The 18,072-nt window shown below is 72.6% G+C and carries 18 protein-coding genes, 1 tRNA gene and 1 pseudogene; 12 read left to right on the forward strand and 8 right to left on the reverse strand.

All coding sequences use genetic code 11. From position 1 onward, the window contains the following. Positions 1-307: 307 nt before the first annotated feature. Entirely contained in the window at positions 308-859 is a 552-nt protein-coding gene (locus tag BUE41_RS06455) for a TetR/AcrR family transcriptional regulator (protein WP_073455965.1), read from the reverse strand. 74 nt (positions 860-933) lie between these two features. On the opposite strand from BUE41_RS06455, the gene BUE41_RS06460 reads away from it, so the two are divergent. Together BUE41_RS06460 and BUE41_RS06465 are read left to right on the forward strand one after the other, a co-directional pair. Continuing rightward, complete coding sequence (locus BUE41_RS06460) at positions 934-1,560, forward strand: FMN-dependent NADH-azoreductase (protein ID WP_073455966.1); 627 nt, start codon at positions 934-936, stop codon at positions 1,558-1,560. Beyond that, entirely contained in the window at positions 1,557-1,871 is a 315-nt protein-coding gene (locus tag BUE41_RS06465) for a DMT family transporter (RefSeq protein ID WP_073455967.1), read from the forward strand. The genes BUE41_RS06460 and BUE41_RS06465 overlap by 4 nt, the downstream gene beginning before the upstream one ends. Before the next feature lie 481 nt (positions 1,872-2,352). Here BUE41_RS06465 and BUE41_RS06470 read toward each other — a convergent pair. From BUE41_RS06470 to BUE41_RS06480, 3 genes are all read right to left on the reverse strand, one after another. Beyond that, positions 2,353-2,424: transfer RNA gene (locus BUE41_RS06470), tRNA-Val, on the reverse strand. Between the two features lie 50 nt (positions 2,425-2,474). After that, the gene (locus BUE41_RS06475) at positions 2,475-2,933 is read right to left on the reverse strand and encodes a peroxiredoxin (protein ID WP_073455968.1); all 459 of its coding nucleotides are present in this window, start codon (positions 2,931-2,933) and stop codon (positions 2,475-2,477) included. Between the two features lie 142 nt (positions 2,934-3,075). Beyond that, complete coding sequence (locus BUE41_RS06480) at positions 3,076-3,510, reverse strand: DUF3052 domain-containing protein (protein WP_073455969.1); 435 nt, start codon at positions 3,508-3,510, stop codon at positions 3,076-3,078. A 183-nt stretch (positions 3,511-3,693) separates the two neighbouring features. Between BUE41_RS06480 and aceE the strand changes: the two genes are divergently transcribed. Both aceE and BUE41_RS06490 read left to right on the forward strand, forming a co-directional pair. Next, positions 3,694-6,480, forward strand: a complete 2,787-nt coding sequence (gene aceE / locus BUE41_RS06485) for a pyruvate dehydrogenase (acetyl-transferring), homodimeric type (RefSeq protein WP_073455970.1) — start codon at positions 3,694-3,696, stop codon at positions 6,478-6,480. A gap of 337 nt (positions 6,481-6,817) precedes the next feature. Next, on the forward strand, positions 6,818-7,024 hold the full coding sequence (locus BUE41_RS06490; protein ID WP_073455971.1) for a cold-shock protein: 207 nt from the start codon (positions 6,818-6,820) through the stop codon (positions 7,022-7,024). Between the two features lie 152 nt (positions 7,025-7,176). Here the strand turns inward: BUE41_RS06490 and BUE41_RS06495 are convergent, their stop codons facing one another. After that, a complete protein-coding gene (locus BUE41_RS06495) occupies positions 7,177-7,947 on the reverse strand; it encodes a pirin family protein (protein WP_073455972.1) in 771 nt (256 codons plus the stop codon). A 107-nt stretch (positions 7,948-8,054) separates the two neighbouring features. Between BUE41_RS06495 and BUE41_RS06500 the strand changes: the two genes are divergently transcribed. The 5 genes from BUE41_RS06500 to BUE41_RS06520 all read left to right on the forward strand — a co-directional run bounded on the left by BUE41_RS06500 (position 8,055) and on the right by BUE41_RS06520 (position 12,872). Next, complete coding sequence (locus BUE41_RS06500) at positions 8,055-9,230, forward strand: PucR family transcriptional regulator (RefSeq protein WP_073455973.1); 1,176 nt, start codon at positions 8,055-8,057, stop codon at positions 9,228-9,230. Positions 9,231-9,381: 151 nt separating this feature from the next. Continuing rightward, positions 9,382-10,326, forward strand: coding sequence for an ACP S-malonyltransferase (locus BUE41_RS06505; protein ID WP_073456295.1), 945 nt, complete (start codon positions 9,382-9,384; stop codon positions 10,324-10,326). Then, the gene (locus BUE41_RS06510; RefSeq protein WP_073455974.1) at positions 10,323-11,309 is read left to right on the forward strand and encodes a beta-ketoacyl-ACP synthase III; all 987 of its coding nucleotides are present in this window, start codon (positions 10,323-10,325) and stop codon (positions 11,307-11,309) included. Before BUE41_RS06505 ends, BUE41_RS06510 begins: the two co-directional genes overlap by 4 nt. A 73-nt stretch (positions 11,310-11,382) precedes the next feature. Next, positions 11,383-11,625, forward strand: coding sequence for an acyl carrier protein (locus BUE41_RS06515; RefSeq protein WP_073456297.1), 243 nt, complete (start codon positions 11,383-11,385; stop codon positions 11,623-11,625). Continuing rightward, positions 11,622-12,872 (forward strand): beta-ketoacyl-[acyl-carrier-protein] synthase family protein, encoded by a 1,251-nt coding sequence (locus BUE41_RS06520; RefSeq protein ID WP_073455975.1) that lies wholly within the window; start codon positions 11,622-11,624, stop codon positions 12,870-12,872. The genes BUE41_RS06515 and BUE41_RS06520 overlap by 4 nt, the downstream gene beginning before the upstream one ends. A 129-nt stretch (positions 12,873-13,001) precedes the next feature. Here the strand turns inward: BUE41_RS06520 and BUE41_RS06525 are convergent, their stop codons facing one another. The 3 genes from BUE41_RS06525 to BUE41_RS06535 form a co-directional block, all read right to left on the reverse strand. Next, positions 13,002-13,490: a DUF3145 domain-containing protein gene (locus tag BUE41_RS06525; protein ID WP_073455976.1), complete on the reverse strand. Its 489-nt coding sequence runs from the start codon at positions 13,488-13,490 to the stop codon at positions 13,002-13,004. Between the two features lie 187 nt (positions 13,491-13,677). Beyond that, positions 13,678-14,715: an MBL fold metallo-hydrolase gene (locus tag BUE41_RS06530; protein ID WP_073455977.1), complete on the reverse strand. Its 1,038-nt coding sequence runs from the start codon at positions 14,713-14,715 to the stop codon at positions 13,678-13,680. 23 nt (positions 14,716-14,738) lie between these two features. Next, positions 14,739-15,395, reverse strand: a complete 657-nt coding sequence (locus BUE41_RS06535; RefSeq protein ID WP_073455978.1) for a transglutaminase-like domain-containing protein — start codon at positions 15,393-15,395, stop codon at positions 14,739-14,741. Positions 15,396-15,567: 172 nt separating this feature from the next. Here BUE41_RS06535 and BUE41_RS06540 point away from each other — a divergent pair, with 172 nt between their 5' ends. The 3 genes and pseudogenes from BUE41_RS06540 to BUE41_RS06550 all read left to right on the forward strand — a co-directional run bounded on the left by BUE41_RS06540 (position 15,568) and on the right by BUE41_RS06550 (position 18,023). Continuing rightward, the gene (locus BUE41_RS06540; protein WP_073456299.1) at positions 15,568-15,771 is read left to right on the forward strand and encodes a helix-turn-helix domain-containing protein; all 204 of its coding nucleotides are present in this window, start codon (positions 15,568-15,570) and stop codon (positions 15,769-15,771) included. 101 nt (positions 15,772-15,872) lie between these two features. Continuing rightward, positions 15,873-16,144: pseudogene (locus BUE41_RS06545) on the forward strand (alpha/beta fold hydrolase); the annotation flags it as partial. Between the two features lie 76 nt (positions 16,145-16,220). After that, positions 16,221-18,023, forward strand: coding sequence for a DUF2339 domain-containing protein (locus tag BUE41_RS06550; protein ID WP_073455979.1), 1,803 nt, complete (start codon positions 16,221-16,223; stop codon positions 18,021-18,023). Positions 18,024-18,072 lie beyond the last annotated feature (49 nt).

The raw sequence follows: 18,072 nt of genomic DNA on the forward strand, positions 1-18,072 counted from the left end.
GCTACAACACTCGACGCGCCCACTCCGCTCTCGGTGGCCGACCCCCAGCCACCCGACTCGCCGCCTAACTGTCAACAACCTCCCGGGTCAGTACACCTAGCGGCGCGGAGCCGGGACCTGGCCAGGATCGTCCTCGAGCGGCCGCGACGGCTCGGCCGCCGGCGAACATCGGCGCGAACGACCGCCGTCTCCTTCCACTCAGCCAGGCCCTGCGCCAGCGCCGACCAGCGTCTCGGCTCCGCTGCCTGCACGACGTCGAATGCGAAGCGCTTCGGCACCCGCGACCCACCCGAACCCGCCCGGCGCCTCACCCGGTCACCACCGCAGCAAGCCGGGTCAGGGCCGCCGTGATCTGCTCCGGGCTGAGGCCGAGCGAGCGGCGTTGGTAGCTGTACACGTCGGGCGCGAGCGGTGCGAGCAGGATGTCGACCAGCGCATCCGGGTCGGGTGTGCCCGCCGCGGTCAGCAGCGCCCGCACGTGGGCCCGCCAGAAGCCGTACGCGCCGGTCTCGAAGCGGGTCCGGCCGATCTCGGCGCCGAGCACCAGGTGGGAGTGGTCCTCCAGCAGACGGACCATCGCGGCGTAGAACGCCGCCAGGCGCTCCCCGGGCGGGGCGCCCGGCCCGAGGGGCGGGTCGCCGCGCAGGAGCTGGTCCTGCAACGCGCGTTCGTGCTCGTCGAGGAGCGCGACCGCGATGGACGCCCGGTCGGGGTAGCGGCGGTAGAGCGTGCCCCGGCCGACGCCCGCCTTCCTGGCGATGTCCTCCATCGTCACGTCCTGCGGCGACCGCTCCGCGAAGAGGGCCGCGGCCGCGTCGAGGATGCGGGCACGGTTGCGCGCGGCGTCAGCCCTCTCCATGAACTCATTGTATGTGGACACGCCGTCCGCTTACACTCGCACAAGCGGACACCGTGTCCACATATGGAGGGATCATGCTGCTGCACCTGGACGCGAGCGCTCGTCGCCCGTCGTTCTCCCGGAGGCTGTCGGCGGCGTTCGCCGCGCACTGGCGGGCCGCCCACCCCGAGGCCCGCTACGTCTACCGCGACCTGGCGGCGGACCCCGTGCCGCACATCGGTCAGGCGTGGACCGAGCTGTGCGACCACATCCTGGAGCACGGCATCACCGACATCGCGCGGTACGGGGAGGCGGCCCGCACCCCGGCCCAGCGCGCGGCGTGGGCGATCGTGGAGCCGCTGCTGGAGGAGGTGGTGGCCGCCGAGGTGATCCTCATCGGCACGCCGATGTACAACTACTCGATCCCGTCGGCGCTCAAGGCATGGCTCGACCAGATCACCTTCCCGAAGATGTCGCTCGCGGGCCGGTCGATCGTGGTGACCAGCGCACGCGGTGGCGCGTACGGCCCGGGCACTCCCCGCGAGCCGTACGACCACCAGGAGCGCTATCTGCGCGACTTCTTCGCGGGCCACTTCCGCATCGAGGACGTGACCTTCATCCACGTCGAGCTGGTCAACGCCCTCATCGACCCGGCTCTGGCCCACCGGCGCGAGCAGCACGAGGAATCGCTGGCCGCCGCGCTGCAGGAGGTGGCCCGGTGAGCTGGCTGATCCTGGTGATGGCCGGCGTGGTCGAGGCGGCGTGGGCGCAGAGCATCAAGCCGACGGAGAACTTCACCCGACCGCTGCCGACGCTGGTCTGCCTGGTCCTCATGGCGCTGGCCGTGTGGCTGCTCTCGCTGGCGATGAACTCGGTGCCGGTCGGCACCGCCTACGCCGTGTTCACCGGCATCGGTGCCGCCGGTGCGATCACGCTCGGCGTCCTGGTGCACGGCGATCCGATCTCCGCGGGCCGGGTGGCCGCGTTGACGTTGATCATCGGCGGTGTCGTGCTGGCCCGGGTCACCGGCTGACGCCTGACAGGAGCCCCGGGCCGACGCTCCGGTGCCGCTCGCACGATCCGGGGACCGGTTCGTCATCGACCGCGGCGCGTTCCGCGAAGAGGGCCGCGGCCGCGTCGAGGATGCGGCGCTTCGCTCAGGTGCTCCTCCATCGCACGCCGGCCCGGTGGCCGAGAAGGGTACCGAGACACGGCCCGTGCGCCCTTCGTCGGCAGGCCGTGAGAACGGTCGACACGAATCACACCACGCACGGCGAGGGGACACAGGGCCACGGATGGCAGATGCCCCGGTCACGAGGCTGGGCGCGGCAGCGCTCGTCACACTCGCGCACCCGCGACCGGCGGTGGTCGACCCGCTGCCCGATGCCGCCCTCCCGCCGGCGGCGGGATGCTCGGGTCGTGGCGCCGGGCGCGCGGACGCGTTGCCTCACGATCGGCTTCCACGCGGGCGGATCACAGGCTACAGCGCACGGCGAATGTCCTGGTCACAGACGTGGGCGCGGCAGGGTTCGAACCTGCGACCGCTCGGTTGTAAGCCGAGTGCTCTCCCGCTGAGCTACGCGCCCGGATGGCGCCGGGGACCTTACCGTCCCGGCGCCCACCACGGCGAACGGCGTCAGAGCGCCGCGATGGCTTTCTTCCACGCGGACTGGTCGCGGGCCTCGCCGGGGGCGTTGACCTCGGCGAAGCGGACGATGCCCTCCTTGTCGACCAGGAACGTGCCCCGCACGGCCATGCCGGCCTTCTCGTTGAACACGCCGTAGGCCTTGGCGACCTCGCCGTGCGGCCAGAAGTCCGACAGCAGCGGGAACTGGTAGTTCTGCGCGTCGGCCCACGCCTTGAGCGCGAAGGGGTGGTCGACCGAGATGGCCAGCACCTGCACGTCGTCGTTCTGGAACGTGCCGAGCTCATCACGGACCGCGCACAGCTCGCCGGTGCAGATGCCGGAGAACGCGAACGGGTAGAAGACCACGAGGACGGCGCGCTCGCCGCGGAACGACGAGAGCGTGACCTCCTGCTTGTTCTGGTCGGGGAGCGTGAAGTCAGGGGCGGTGGAACCCACCTCGGGGGCCATCGATCTCTCCTTGCGCGGGGTCTGGGTGCACCGAGCCTATCCGTAGCCACGGGCGCGGGCAGCGGCTCGATGCACCACGAGCCCGGGCAGGAGCCCGCGGGGGTTCGCACCGCCCCTGGGTGAGGCACCGGCGGGGCCGGGCTCACCGACGCGACTTCACCGCTTTGGGTCCGACGAGCCGGGCACCGGCCCAGTCCTCGGTGACGCTGATGTTGGACGTCTGCGAGAGTCCGGCGGTCGCCGCCGCCTCGGCGATGTCGCTCGGCTCGACGTAGCCCGGGCGCCCCGTCTTCGGGGTCAGCACCCACACGACACCGTTCTCGGCGAGCAGGCTCATGGCGTCGACGAGATCATCAGCGAGATCTCCGTCACCGTCCCGCCACCAGAGCAGGACGACGTCCATGACGTCCTGGGCGTCCTCGTCGAGCAGCTCGTCCCCGCACCGCTCCTCCACGGCGTCGCGAACGGCCTCGTCGACGTCGGTGTCCCAGCCCAGTTCCTGCACCACCATGCCCGGCTCGATGCCGAGCTTGCCGGCGATGTCGGACCCTCGTCCGGCATCATCCGCGGTTGCCACCCGTGTCCCCTTTTCCTCGATCCGGTCTCCCGGTTGACAACGCTATACGTCGTCTCCGGATGCGGAATCCGAACACGAAGCGGATCAGTACGCAACCACTCGTTACGAGATCGAGCACCGGGGGGCACGATAGGGGGTGAACCGGAGAAGCACACCCCGCTCCAGCGTCAACAGGGAGATCCCTTGACCGCCCAGTCCCGTCCAGCGACGCCGCGACGAGTCCACGTCATCCGTGACGGCCTCGCGGCGCACCTGCCCGACATCGACCCCGAGGAGACGGCCGAGTGGCTGGACTCCTTCGACGCCGTGCTCGACGCGGCCGGTCAGCAGCGGGCCCGTTACCTGATGCTGCGCCTGCTGCAGCGCGCGCGTGAGCGCCACGTCGGTGTTCCCGCGCTGACCAGCACCGACTACGTCAACACGATCCCGACCGACCGCGAGCCGTGGTTCCCGGGCGACGAGGAGACCGAGCGCGCCTACCGGCGCTGGATCCGCTGGAACGCGGCCATGACGGTGCACCGCGCGCAGCGGCCGGGCATCAGCGTGGGCGGGCACATCTCGACCTACGCCTCCTCGGCGACCCTCTACGAGGTCGGGTTCAACCACTTCTTCCGTGGCAAAGATCACCCGTGCGGTGGAGACCAGGTCTTCATCCAGGGCCACGCGTCACCCGGCATCTACGCGCGCGCCTACTTGGAGGGCCGGCTCACCGAGGACCAGCTCGACGGGTTCCGTCAGGAGCTGTCCCACGGCGGACCGGGGCACGGGCTGCCGTCCTACCCGCACCCGCGGCTGATGCCGGACTTCTGGGAGTTCCCCACGGTCTCGATGGGCCTGGGCCCCATGAACGCGATCATGCAGGCGCGGTTCAACCGCTACGCCTACGCCCGGGGCATCATCCCCTCGGGCGACCAGCACGTCTGGGCGTTCCTCGGCGACGGCGAGATGGACGAGCCGGAGGCTCGTGGCCTGATCCACATCGCGGCCACGGAGGGCCTGGACAACCTCACGTTCGTCGTCAACTGCAACCTGCAGCGGCTCGACGGCCCGGTCCGCGGCAACGGCAAGATCATCCAGGAGCTGGAGGCGTTCTTCCGCGGCGCCGGCTGGAACGTGATCAAGGTCATCTGGGGCCGCGAGTGGGACGCGCTCCTGCACGCCGACCGCGACGGCGCGCTGATCAACCTCATGAACAGCACGCCGGACGGCGACTACCAGACGTACAAGGCCAACGACGGCGCGTACGTCCGCGACCACTTCTTCGGCCGCGACCCGCGCACCAAGGCGCTCGTCGAGAAGATGAGCGACGAGGAGATCTGGAACCTCAAGCGCGGCGGGCACGACTACCGCAAGGTCTACGCGGCCTACGCGGCGGCCATGGAGCACCACGGCCAGCCGACCGTGATCCTCGCCAAGACCATCAAGGGCTACGGCCTGGGCAAGAGCTTCGCCGGGCGCAACGCCACGCACCAGATGAAGAAGCTCTCCCTCGCCGACCTCAAGCAGTTCCGGGACGAGCAGCGCATCCCGATCAGCGACAAGGTCCTCGAGGAGAACCCGTACATGCCGCCGTACTACCACCCCGGCATGGACGCTCCCGAGATCCAGTACATGCTGGAGCGCCGCCGCGCCCTCGGCGGGCCGCTGCCGTCGCGGCGGGTGGCCGCCAAGCCGCTCGTGCTGCCCGGCGACAAGGTCTACGACGCGATCCGCAAGGGCTCGGGCAAGCAGGAGGTCGCCACGACGATGGCGTTCGTCCGGCTGCTGCGCGAGCTGGTGAAGGACCCCGAGATCGGCCACCGGTTCGTGCCGATCATCCCGGACGAGGCGCGCACGTTCGGGATGGACTCGATGTTCCCGACCCAGAAGATCTACAACCCGAACGGGCAGCAGTACACGTCCGTCGACGCCTCCCTGATGCTCGCCTACCGCGAGGCGGAGGACGGCCAGCTGCTCCACGAGGGCATCAACGAGGCCGGGTCGATGGGTTCGTTCATCGCCGCCGGGTCGTCCTACGCGACCCACGGGCAACCGACGATCCCGGTGTACGTGTTCTACTCGATGTTCGGGTTCCAGCGGACCGGGGACTCGATCTGGGCGGCCGCCGACCAGATGGCCCGCGGCTTCCTCATCGGCGCCACCGCGGGCCGCACCACGCTGACCGGTGAGGGCCTGCAGCACAACGACGGGCACTCGCTGGTGCTCGCCTCCACCAACCCGGCGGTCGTGGCCTACGACCCGGCGTTCGCCTACGAGATCGGGCACATCGTGCGCGACGGGCTGCGCCGCATGTACGGCGAGTCGACCGACGACGGCGTGCTGGCCGGCGACGACGTCATCTACTACCTGACGGTCTACAACGAGCCGTACGTGCAGCCCGCCGAGCCCGCCGATCTCGACGTCGAGGCGCTGCTGAAGGGCATCTACCGCTACCAGGGCAGCCCGCGTCCGGACGGACCGCAGGTGCGCCTGCTCGCCTCCGGCGTGGCCGTGCCGTGGGCGCTGAAGGCCCGCGACGTCCTCGCCGAGGAGTTCGGGGTCGGCGCCGAGGTGTGGTCGGTGACGTCGTGGGGCGAGCTGCGCCGTGACGGCGTCGAGGCCGAGCGGCACAACCTGCTGCACCCCGCCGACGAGCCGAAGGTCCCGTTCATCACGCAGGCCCTCGGCGGCAGCGACGCCCCGGTCGTGGCGGTGTCGGACTGGATGCGGGCGCTGCCCGACCTCGTGCGGCAGTGGGTACCGGCGCCGTTCACCTCCCTGGGCACCGACGGGTTCGGCCTGTCCGACACCCGACCGGCGGTGCGACGGCACTTCAACGTCGACGCCGAGTCGATCGTGGTGGCCGCCCTCGCCTCGCTCGCGCAGCGCGGCGAGTTCGACAGGGCGGAGGTCGCCGAGGCCGCCCGGCGCTTCGCCATCGACGACCCGCAGGCCGCGGGTCCGCAGACGACCGACTCCGGGGTCGCCTGACGCCCGTCCGGTGGGTGCCCGGGCCACGCCCCGGGCACCCACCCCCAACTCCCCTCGAACCGCGCTGACCGTCCTCCGGATCCGGCTCGCAAGCGGTCCGGAGACCCTCTGAATCGATCTTCGGGGCCGTTCTCGGGCCGCATCCGCCGAGAACCGCGAAATCCGCAGCATCTTGCCCCTCGGCAGGGCGGTCGGAACGCGATACGCTCCGCCGGACGTCAGGCCCGGGGCACGGAGCGGCACTGGTACAGGCGTCCCGATCCGGCACGGACCGATAGTGCCCGGACGGCGCGATGCCGGGGGCAGAGCCCCGGCGCCAGGTACGAGGAGAGCAAGAATGGCTGAAGGCACCGTCAAGTGGTTCAACAGCGAGAAGGGCTACGGCTTCCTCGCACCTGACGGTGGTGGCGCGGACGTGTTCGTGCACTACTCGGCGATCCAGGTCAACGGGTACAAGAGCCTCGAAGAGGGCCAGCGGGTGTCCTTCGACATCGAGCAGGGTCAGAAGGGACCGCAGGCCACCCAGGTCACTCCGCTCAGCTGAAAGCGGTACGGCGGCCCGTGAGGGCCGCCGTACACCGAACCGCACGATCCGGCACCTCGAGTCGCTCGTCAGGTGCCGGGCTGCCCGCCCGTGTGTGCCCGGGCGCGGCTACGAGGCGCGGCTGCGCCACCGACGGGGGCTGCCGCCCGCGCTCAGCCCAGAGTCGCGTGCATCTCCCAGGCGAGGATCTCGGCGCCGTCGGGGCCGCCGGTGACCCGCTGTCCCTCGCCTGCGGTGATGCGGGCGGCGTCACCGGTGCCCAGCGTCCCCGTTCCCTCGAGCTCCACGGAGCCACGGGCGACGAACAGGTGCACCCACGGCGCTGCAGGCAACGCCACCGTGCCGCCCGGCCGCAGCCGGGCGGCGTGGAGCGCCGCGTGCTCCTGGGCGATCGAGATGGCCTTCTCGTCGGCGTGCTCCGGCATCCCGGACGCGACGACGAGCAGGTCGCCGCGATCCAACTCGCCGCCGATGTCGAGCTGCTCGTAGCCGGGATCCAGGCCTGCGCGGTCGGGCAGCACCCACATCTGCACGAAGTGGACGTCCTCGGCGTGCTCGGCGATCGAGGCGTCGAGCCGCCAGGCGTCGTTCTTCTCCGAGTGCAGGATCCCCCGCCCCGCGCTCATGCGCTGGGCCAGCCCGGGGTGGATGACGCCCGAGTGCCCCTCGGAGTCCTGGTGGACCAGCGACCCCGACAGCACCCAGGTGACGATCTCCATGTCGCGGTGCGGGTGGGTCTCGAACCCGCTGCCCGCCTTCACGACGTCGTCGTTGGCGACCAGCAGCAGGCCGAAGTGGGTGTTCGCCGGGTCGTAGTGGCCGCCGAACGAGAAGCTGTGCCGGGAGTCCAGCCAGTCGATCGCGGTCACGAACCGGTCCCCGGCACGGCGCACGTCGACGCTCGGGGTCAGCTTCGGGGTCATGGGGCACCTTCCGTCCGATGTAGTTGCTCGTGCAACCACATCGCGGTCGTGGCTGTTCCTGTCCAGGATCGCATCGCCCGCCGGCGCAGCCGTGCGATGCTGCCCTCGTGACGGCGACCGGTACGGGCACGACCACGGTGTCCGCCGCCACCCGGCGGCGCATCGGGCTCGCCGCGGGCGATCTCGCGCGGGCGTGCCTGCACGAGATGCGCAGGCGGCACCCGTGGTTCGCGGAGCTGCCCGCCGACCAGCGGGCGGGCGTCGCCCTGGTCACCCAGACCGGGGTGGCGAACTTCGTCGCGTGGCTCGGTGAGCGCGGCGAACCGATCCGGCTCACCGCCGAGGCGTTCCGCATCGCCCCGCACGACCTCGCGGAGCGGCTGTCGCTGCGCCAGACCGTGGACCTGGTGCGGATCGCGACCGAGGTGTTCGAGCGCCAGCTGCCGCCGCTGGCCACCGACGAAGCCGAGCGGCGCGTGCTGGTCGACGCGATCCTGCGGTTCGGCCGGGAGATCGCCTTCGCCGCCGCGACCGTCTACGCCGGCGCCGCGGAGAACCGCGGTGCCTGGGACGCCCGGCAGGAAGCGCAGGTCGTCGACGCCGTCGTGCGCGGCGAGGCCGACGACGCGCTGATCTCGCGGGCGTCGGCGCTGGGCTGGAACCCCACGGCGCGGCTGCGCGTCGTGGCCGGCAACTCCCCGCAGGATGCCGCCCGCGCCCCCGCCCTGCTGCGCCGCGAGGCCGACCGGGCGGGGCGCGCGGTGCTGGTGGGCTCGCAGGGCGGCCGACTGGTCGTGCTGGTCGCCGATCCCGGCGGGCTGGACGCCGCGGCGCTCACCAGCTCGCTCGTCGAGGCGTTCGGGCCCGGCCCGGTCGTCGTCGGGCCGCCCGCCGATGGGCTCGCCAACGCGCACGTCGCCGCGCGGGAAGCCCTGGCCGGGCTGCGCGCCGCCCCCGGCTGGCCCGACGCGCCGCGCCCGGTCGACGCCGACGCGCTGCTCCCCGAGCGCGCCCTGCTGGGCGACCCCACCGCGCACGAACGACTGCGGGCGACGATCACCCGCCCGCTGGCCGAGGCCGGCGGCGAGCTGGCCCGCACGCTCGAGGTCTACCTGGAGGGCGGCGGCTCGCTGGAGTCGTGCGCGCGCGAGCTGTACGTGCACCCCAACACCGTGCGGTACCGACTGCGCCGGGTGGCGGAGATCACGGGCCACTCGCCGACGGACCCGCGCTCGGCGCTGGTGTTGCGGGCGGCCGTCATCCTCGGCAGGCTCGGCCCATGACCTGCCGATTTCCTACAACGGAGACCGGAGGCGACCTGCGTCACCTCGGGTGTTCTGGGCCACGATTTGGAGGATCTCTACAAACTGGATCGCCCGACTTGGTGTGCGTCGGTATCCCGACGGCCAACGGGCAGGGTGTTGGGTGTACCCCGTGATCGCCCTCCTCGCGCCCGGTCAGGGCTCGCAGAAGCCCGGCATGCTCACCCCCTGGCTCGACGATCCCGCCGCTGAGGAGACCCTCGCTGCGTGGTCGGACGCCATCGGCCTCGACCTGGTCCGCCTCGGGACCACCGCCGACGCCGAGGAGATCAAGGACACGACCGTCACCCAGCCGCTCGTGGTCGCCTCGGCGCTGCTGGCCGCCGCTCGGCTGACCAGCAAGACCGCCCCGCCCGCCGGGTCACCGGTCGCCGGCCACTCGGTCGGGGAGCTCGCCGCCGCCGCCATCGCGGGCGTGCTGACCCCCGACGCGGCCGTGTCGCTGGCCGCGGTGCGCGGCCGGGAGATGGCCGCTGCCTGCGCGCTCGAACCGACCGGCATGAGCGCCGTCCTCGGCGGGAACCCCGACGAGGTGCTCGCCACGCTGGACCGGCTCGGCCTCGACCCGGCCAACCGCAACGGCGGCGGGCAGGTCGTCGCCGCCGGTCCGACGGCCGCGCTCGCCGAGCTGGCCGCGAACCCGCCGGCGAAGGCGCGGATCATCCCGCTGGCGGTCGCCGGCGCGTTCCACACCCGGTTCATGGCACCCGCCGAGGAGGCGCTGCGCAGCCACGCGGAGGGGATCTCCCCCACCGACCCGACACTGCCGCTGCTGTCCAACGCCGACGGCGCCGTCGTCACCACCGGCGCCGAGGCGCTCACGCGACTCGTCGCGCAGGTCACCCGGCCCGTCCGCTGGGACGCCTGCATGGCGACGCTGGGCGAGCTGGGCGTCACCGCGGTCATCGAGCTGCCGCCGGCCGGCACCCTCGTCGGCCTGGTCAAGCGCGACCTCAAGGGGGTCGCGACCCTGGCCCTCAAGTCCCCCGACGACCTCGAGAAGGCCGCCGCACTCATCGCCGACCACGCCGACACCGGAAATGGTGGTGCCGCATGACCACTCTGAAGCTCGCGACGGCCGTCGCCGGGGCCCGGCTGCTCGGCATCGGCAGCTTCCAGCCCGACCGGGTCGTCTCCAACGACGATCTAGCCAAGATCATGGACACCAACGACGCGTGGATCCGCGAGCGCGTCGGCATCCGCAACCGGCGCATCGCGCCGAAGGAGCTGTCGCTGGTCGACATGGCCGTCGAGGCCGGCAGCCGGGCGGTGAAGGACGCCGGGCTCACCCCCGCCGACATCGACACGGTCATCGTGGCGACCTGCACGCTGCCGGTCCAGATCCCGAACGCCGCCGCGCAGACCGCCGACCGCATCGGCATCTCCGCGCCGGCCGCGTTCGACCTCAACGCCGCCTGCGCGGGCTTCTGCTACGCGATCGGCACCGCCGCCGACCTGGTGCGGGCGGGCACCGCGAAGCACGTGCTCGTGATCGGCGCGGAGAAGCTGTCGGACTGGCTCGACTGGACCGACCGCTCGACCGCGATCATCTTCGCCGACGGGGCGGGCGCCGCCGTCGTCGGACCGGCCACCGATCCCGCCGACGTCGGCATCGGCCCGGTCTCGTGGGGCAGCGCGGGCGATTTGGTCTCCACGATCTACGTCAAGCAGGAGAACCGGGCGATCCACCAGGAGGGCCAAGCGGTGTTCCGCTGGGCCACCACGAAGATCGCCCCGGTCGCGCTGCGCGCCCTCGAGCTAGCCGGCATCACCCCGGCCGACGTCGACGTGCTGGTGCCCCACCAGGCCAACCTGCGCATCGTCGACGCCATCGCCAAGCGGCTGCGCAAGGAGGGCGCCCGCGAGGACATGGTGGTGGCCGACGACATCCAGGAGTCGGGCAACACCTCGTCGGCGTCGATCCCGCTGGCGCTCGACCACATGCGTGCCGAGGGCCGGGTCCGCTCCGGCGACACCGTCCTGATCGTCGGGTTCGGCGCGGGGCTGTCCTACGCGGGCCAGGTCGTGGTCTTCCCGTAGATTCCACACCAGGCCCACGCCCGGAGATCCACACCGGATCTCCCACCGAGTGTCCCACCAGAAGGAGAACACCGTGGCTGACAACGCCGAGATCCTCGCCGGCCTCGCCGAGATCGTCGAGGAGGTCGCGGGCATCGACACGGCCGACGTGACGGCCGAGAAGTCGTTCGTCGACGACCTCGACATCGACTCGCTGTCGATGGTCGAGATCGCCGTCCAGGCGGAGGACAAGTTCGGGGTCAAGATCCCCGACGACCAGCTGGCCGAGCTCAAGACCGTCGGCGACGCCGTCGACTACATCGCGAAGAACCAGTGACCCAGGGACGAACGAACTCCGACATCGAGGTCGTCGTCACCGGTCTGGGGGCGACCACCCCCCTCGGCGGTGACGTCCCCTCGACCTGGGAAGCCGTCCTCGCGGGCCGGTCCGGGGTGCGCCGGATCGACGGCGAGGTCGACTGGGTCGAGAAGTACGACCTCCCGGTGAAGATCGCCGCGCCGCTCGCCGTGGAGCCCACCGACGTCCTCCCGCGCGTGCAGGCGCGCCGGCTCGACCGGTGCGAGCAGGTGGCGCTGGTCGCCGCCCGCGAGGCCTGGGCGGACGCCGGCAGTCCGGAGGTGGAGCCGGAGCGGCTCGCCGTCGTCGTCGCCACCGGCATCGGCGGCGCCCTCACCCTGCTCGCGCAGGACGATCTGCTGGAGAACGAGGGCCTGCGCAAGGTCTCCCCGCTGACCGTGCCGATGCTCATGCCCAACGGGCCCGCGGCCTGGGTCGGGCTGGAGTTCAAGGCGCAAGGCGGGGTCCACGCCCCGGTCTCGGCGTGTGCGTCCGGCGCCGAGGCGCTGGCGTGGGCGCTGCGGCTGCTGCGGGCGGGTGAGGTCGACGTCGTCATCGCCGGCGGCGCAGAAGCCTGCATCACCGGCATCACGGTGGCCGGGTTCGTGCAGGCCCGCACCCTGTCGCAGCGCAACGACGAGCCGGAGCGCGCCTCGCGGCCGTTCGACGTCGACCGGGACGGGTTCGTGCTCGCCGAGGGTGCCGGGATCATGGTCCTGGAGCGGTCGGAGTTCGCAGCGGCCCGCGGAGCCAAGGTGTACGGCAAGCTGGCCGGGGCCGGCCTGACCGCCGACGCCTACCACATCACCGGCCCGGAGCCCGAGGGCGTCGGCCAGTCGCGGGCCATCCGGAAGGCGGTCGAGTCGGCGGGGCTCTCCCCCACCGACGTCGGGCACGTCAACTGCCACGCCACCTCCACGGTCGCCGGCGACGTCGGCGAGACCCGGGCGGTGAAGAAGGCGCTGGGCGATCACCCGATCCTCACCGCGCCCAAGTCACAGCTCGGGCACATGGTGGGCGCCGCGGGCGCCGTCGAGAGCATCATCACGCTGCTCTCGGTCAAGGAGGGGATCATCCCCGCCACCCTGAACCTGGAGAACCTCGATCCCGGCGTCGAGCTGGACGTCGTCGCCGGAGAGCCGCGGAAGGTCGACCTGCAGGCCGCGATCTGCGACTCCTTCGGGTTCGGCGGGCACAACGCCGCCATCGCCTTCACCAAGGCCTGATCCCCCGGCGCCCGGGCTCGTGGTTCCCCCGAGCCCGGGGCCGGGACCCCGTCGAGAACGACGTTGGCGTGATCAACAGGGCTCGTCGATCACGCCAACGTCGTTCTCGACGCCCCTTCGACCGCCCGCTCAGCCGACCTGGTGCAACCAGGTGACGGGGGCGCCGTCGCCGGCGGAGCGGTAGGGCTCCAGCGCGTCGTCCCATGCGGTGCCCAGCAACTCGTGGATCCGTCCCGGAACCTGGCTGAGCGGCGTCTCGGCGAGGACGGCACGCAACTGGTCCTCGGGGACCACCGTGTCACCGTTCGCCGACATCCGCCCGTGCCACAGGCCGAGGGTCGGGACGTGGCTGTACCGCTCGCCGTCGACCCCGGGGGTGGCCTCCTCGGTCACCTCGAAGCGCAGCATCGGCCAGGCGCGCAGCGCCCCAGCAAGGGCACCCCCACTACCGACGGGCCCGGTCCAGGTGCACTCGGCCCGCATCGCTCCGGGCACGATGCCCTGCGGCGACCACTGCAAGGACACCTTGGTTCCGAGCACGCCGGAGATCGCCCACTCGACGTGCGGACAGACCGCAGTCGGCGACGAGTGGATGAAGACCACGCCGCGTGCGTTCACTGCAGACCTCCAACGTCGACGAGGATCGTCTTCCCCAACGTCCTCATCCCGTCGGCGAGCTGCCGTGCACCTATTCGGTTGTCGATCGCTACCGATAGATCAGCTCCGTGCGCTCAGTGTGCCTGCATCCGGGTCATCCTGGCCAGCACCAACGGCGTGTCGGGCGTGTCGTGTCGCCGACCGCCGCCTAGATCGTGTAGCGCGCGACATCACCGTCCAGTGTGAACCGCAGCGCCCCCCGCTCGACGAGCACGTCCAGGTGCGCCAGCGTCTCCAGCACGGCCAGCATCTCGTTGAACACGTCCAGCTCGTCCAGCCGGCGTTCGCGGCGGGTCCAGCGCAGGGCGCCGGCCACCTCGACGGCCGTCGACCGGCCCTCGCGCACCGCGGCCAGCGTCTGGTCCAGGCGGGTGGCGTGGTGGGCGAGCAGCTGGTCGACCCGCTCGTGCACCCGCATGCCGACCGGGCCGTGCGCGGGCAGCAGCAGCGCGTCGGGCCGGCTGCGGACCAACTCCAGCGAGGAGAGGAAATCGGAGAGCGGGCTGGAACCCGGCATCGGCTCGAACCCGATCGACGGGGTGATCCGCGGCAGCACGTGGTCGCCGCCGAAGAGCAGCCCGGCGGGATCGTCGGCGAACACGACGTGGCCGCGCGTGTGACCAGGGGTCGCGATCGCGGTGAGCTCGCGCTGCGCCTCCCCCTCCCCCACGGTGAAGACCGCACCGTCGGTGATCCACTCGTCGGGCAGCGACCACTCCACCGGATCGATCCGGGGCCTCGGCTGGGACTGGAGCCTGCGCAGCAGGTCGTCCGCGCCCGCGCGGATCAGCCGCGGCTCCTGCCCGGCGAAGGCGAGCCCGCCCGCGTTCAGCCGGTCCAGGCCGGGCTTCTCCCCCTCCCCGAGGTACACCCGCGCGCCGAACTCCTGGCGCAGCGTCACGGCCATCGCGTAGTGGTCGCGGTGCACGTGGGTCACCAGGAAGCGCCGCACGTCGCCGAGGCCGCCGCCGAGGTCGGCGAGCGCCGAGACGAGCAGCTCGCGCGACTGCTGCAGCGCCCAGCCGGAGTCGACGAGGGTGAACCCGTCGCCGTCGACCAGGGCGTAGACGTTGACCGCCCGCAGACCGTCGTTGGGCAGGGGAAGCGGGATGCGGTAGACGTCGGGCGCGCACCGGTACACACCGGGCGCGGTCCAATCGCCTCCGGGTTCGTCGTCGGGGACCACAACCGGACCTTACGTCGTGGGCGTTATCCGGGGGCGGTGAACTCGTCCACACCGGAATCCGCCGGCTGGAGCATCCCGGGCCCGTAGACCGCCCGGAACGTGGCGAGCATGTCCTCCAGCGGCAGGTCGGCGTGCACGCCGCGGTCGCGGCCGTAGGTCATGTACACCGAGCCGTCCGGGGTGAACGCGTGCAGCAAGGCGTCGCTGCGCCCGTCGAAGTCGATCGGCGGCACCCCGAACCGGGCGCACAGCTCCTTGTTGAACGCCGGGGTCGCCTTCACCCAGCGGCCGTCGAGCAGCATCTCGCTGTAGCCGTGCCAGACGAACTCGTCCTTGCCGCCCATCCGCTCCCGCAGCCGCGGGGTCTGCAGGTGGTTTCGGACGTCGGCGAAGCCCAGCCGGGCCGGGATGCCCACCGCCCGCGCCGCCGCGGTCAGCAGCACCGCCTTCGGCACGCACCAGTTGGCGCGGCTGGTCACCACGGTGCTCGCCTTGTACGCGGCCGGGTCCTCGGTGACGACGAACGGGTCGTACCAGATGTCGTCGCGGACGCGGGTGAACAGCGCCACCGCCTGCTCGACCGGGTCGCGCAGCCCGGCGACGGCGTCCCGCGCGTAGTCGACGACAGCGGGGGCGTCGCAGTCCACGAAGCGGCCGGGGCTCAGGTACGGATCCGCCATACCGAGCACGCTACGTCGAATTCATCCGTCGGCGCAGCGCGCGTACCCCGTCGGGTGACCGACCCTGCACTACGGTCCGAGGCAGCGCACGCAAGGTGCTCGAACGGGCAGGGAAGACGGGTCACGGAGGACACGCACGATGGTCGACGAACCCGCGGGGTCACCGCACGTGATGGGCGAGGGGAACGGGTCGGTCGTCCCGGCACCGTTCCTGACCATCGCCGAGGTCGCCCAGCGGATGCGCGTGTCGAAGATGACGGTCTACCGCCTCGTGCACAGCGGAGAGCTGCCCGCGGTGCGGTTCGGCCGGACCTTCCGCATCCAGCAGACGGCCGTGGACGACCTCATCCGGGCAGCCCGCTACGAGGCGGGGTGAGCGGCGGGGCCTGCGTCGAGAACGAAGTTGTGGTGATCAACAAGCTCTGCTGATCACCACAGGTTCGTTCTCGACGCAGACCTGACCGAAGGGTCAGGAGCTCCGCCACCTGGGAACCGGTGTTCGACGAGCTGGCGGAGCGGAACACCGTGATCGCCCCGGACCTGCTCGGCCACGGCGCCTCGGCGAAGCCGCGGGCCGACTACTCCGTCGCGGCGTACGCCAACGGGATGCGGGACCTGCTCGGGGTCCTCGGAATCGACCGCGTCACCCTCGTCGGGCACTCGCTCGGCGGCGGGGTCGCGATGCAGTTCGCCTTCCAGTACCCGACCGCACCGAGCGGCTGGTGCTCGTCGGCAGCGGCGGCGCCGGCACCGTGATCCGATCGTGATCCAGCGGTCGGTAGTTCGACGCTCCCGCCCCGCCGCGCGCCACGGCATCGTCGCGGCATGTCGATCCCGCCCCGCTCGATCCCGCCCCGCGACCCGCTCGGCGCTCTCGCCGCCGAGCTCGCCGCCATCGGGCAGCGGCTCGACAGGATGGCGGCCGAGCTCGACCAGCTGCGCCACCACGGCGCGGCCCCGCAGGCCGTCACCACGCACGCCGCCGCGCCCCCGCCCGGCTTCACCCCGCCCGCGCCGCTCCCGGTACCCGTGCTGCCTCCGCCCAGCCCCGTGCTGCCGCCTCCGGCTGCCCCGCGGCCAGCGCTCGCCGACCGGGCCGCGGCCGTCGGCGGGGCGCGGCTGCTCGCCTGGACGGGTGCCGCCCTCACCCTGCTGGGCGTGGTGCTGCTCCTCGCGCTCGCCGCGTCCCGCGGCTGGTTCGCCCCGCCGGTGCGGATCGCCGGCGGCGCCGCGCTCGGTCTCGGGCTCGTCGGTCTGGGCTGGTGGCTGCACCGCCGGACGGCCCGGATCGGCGCCGAGGCGGTCACCGCCACCGGTTTCGCCACTCTCTACCTCGTCATCGCGGGCGCGAGCGCGGTCTACGGCTACCTCGACGAGGTCCCGGCGATCGCGCTGGCGTTCGTCGTCGCTGTGGCCGGGCTCGGGCTCGCCGATCACCGCGCCTCGCGGTGGCTCGCGCACGGCGTCGCGATCGGCGCGCTCCTGCTGGCCCCTGTCCTGGCCGGCGGCTGGCTGCTGGTCACGCTGGCGCTGGCGATGGTGATCGCGGCGTCACCGGTCGTGCGGCACCGACGGTGGGCCGATCTGGCGCTCGTCGTGGGCGGGCTGGCCGCCCTGCACGGCAGCTCCGCCTGCGGCCTGCTCGCCGACGGCCCCGACACCCGCGGCACCGCGCTCGCGACCGCCGTCGCGGCCCTCGTGGTCGGCCTCGCCGCGGCCGCGGCCGCCGCGCGGCGCATCCCTGCCGCCGCGTTCGCCGCCCTCGTCCCGTTCGCCGCGCTGCCTGCCCTCGTCACCGCCGTCGTGCTGGGCGGCACCACCGGGGCCTGGCTCGCCGCGGGGACCGCGGTGGCGCTCGGCGCGGTTGCCGCCCTCCCCTGGTCCGCCGGCGCCGCGCGCCTGTCGGCGGCCACGACCGCCGCGGTCGCGCTGCTCGCAGCCACCGCGCTGGCGTTCGACGGCGCCACGCTGACGCTGGTGCTGCTCGGGCAGGCGCTCGTCGCCGCGGTCGCCGGGCTGCGGCTGGGCAGCCGGTTCGCCACCGGCCTGGCCACCGCGCTCGGGCTGGTCGGCCTGCTGCGGGCGCTCGTGTCCGATGCGCCGCTCGCCGATCTCGTCGAGCGCCGCTACCTGCTCGACGCCGGCGACTGGCTGCCGCCCGGCCGGCTGCTCACCGCCGCCGGCACCGGCGCGCTGGTCGTCGCGCTGGCGGTCGTGCTGCTGGCCGCGTGCGGTCGGCTCGGCTGGGTGCGCGCCGACTCCGCGACCGCTCCCGCGTGGGTCACGCTGGGCGTCGTCGGCCTCTACGGCGTGACCGCCCTGGTCGTGAACGCCGCCCTGCTGGTCGATCTCGATCTCGGATTCACCGCCGGGCACGCGCTGGTCACCGTCTCGTGGACGGTCGCGGCGCTGGTGCTGCTCGCCCGCGGGATCACCCGGCCCGCGCTGCGGGTCGCCGGGATGGCGCTGGTGGCGGCCGCCGTCGCGAAGCTCGTGCTGTTCGATCTCGGCGCGCTCGACGGCGTGTCCCGGGTGGCCGCGTTCCTCGGTGCCGGCCTGGTCCTGCTCGTCGCCGGCACCCGCTACGCGCGGCTGATCGGCGACCGCTCGCAGGAGAACGGGACGTGACGAACGGCCGCCGCCGGCGTCCCGGCGGCGGCCGTTCTCCGAGCTACCC

Source organism: Pseudonocardia thermophila, from assembly GCF_900142365.1.
Classification (GTDB): Bacteria; Actinomycetota; Actinomycetes; order Mycobacteriales; family Pseudonocardiaceae; genus Pseudonocardia; species Pseudonocardia thermophila.

What these genes read in the sequence shown, in the direction of transcription:
- BUE41_RS06455 (WP_073455965.1), bottom strand. Translation starts at nt 859, where the DNA reads ATGGAGAGGGCTGACGCCGCGCGCAACCGTGCCCGCATCCTCGACGCG.
- BUE41_RS06460 (WP_073455966.1), top strand. Translation starts at nt 934, where the DNA reads ATGCTGCTGCACCTGGACGCGAGCGCTCGTCGCCCGTCGTTCTCCCGG.
- BUE41_RS06475 (WP_073455968.1), bottom strand. Translation starts at nt 2,933, where the DNA reads ATGGCCCCCGAGGTGGGTTCCACCGCCCCTGACTTCACGCTCCCCGAC.
- BUE41_RS06490 (WP_073455971.1), top strand. Translation starts at nt 6,818, where the DNA reads ATGGCTGAAGGCACCGTCAAGTGGTTCAACAGCGAGAAGGGCTACGGC.
- BUE41_RS06495 (WP_073455972.1), bottom strand. Translation starts at nt 7,947, where the DNA reads ATGACCCCGAAGCTGACCCCGAGCGTCGACGTGCGCCGTGCCGGGGAC.
- BUE41_RS06510 (WP_073455974.1), top strand. Translation starts at nt 10,323, where the DNA reads ATGACCACTCTGAAGCTCGCGACGGCCGTCGCCGGGGCCCGGCTGCTC.
- BUE41_RS06535 (WP_073455978.1), bottom strand. Translation starts at nt 15,395, where the DNA reads ATGGCGGATCCGTACCTGAGCCCCGGCCGCTTCGTGGACTGCGACGCC.
- BUE41_RS06540 (WP_073456299.1), top strand. Translation starts at nt 15,568, where the DNA reads ATGGGCGAGGGGAACGGGTCGGTCGTCCCGGCACCGTTCCTGACCATC.
- BUE41_RS06550 (WP_073455979.1), top strand. Translation starts at nt 16,221, where the DNA reads ATGTCGATCCCGCCCCGCTCGATCCCGCCCCGCGACCCGCTCGGCGCT.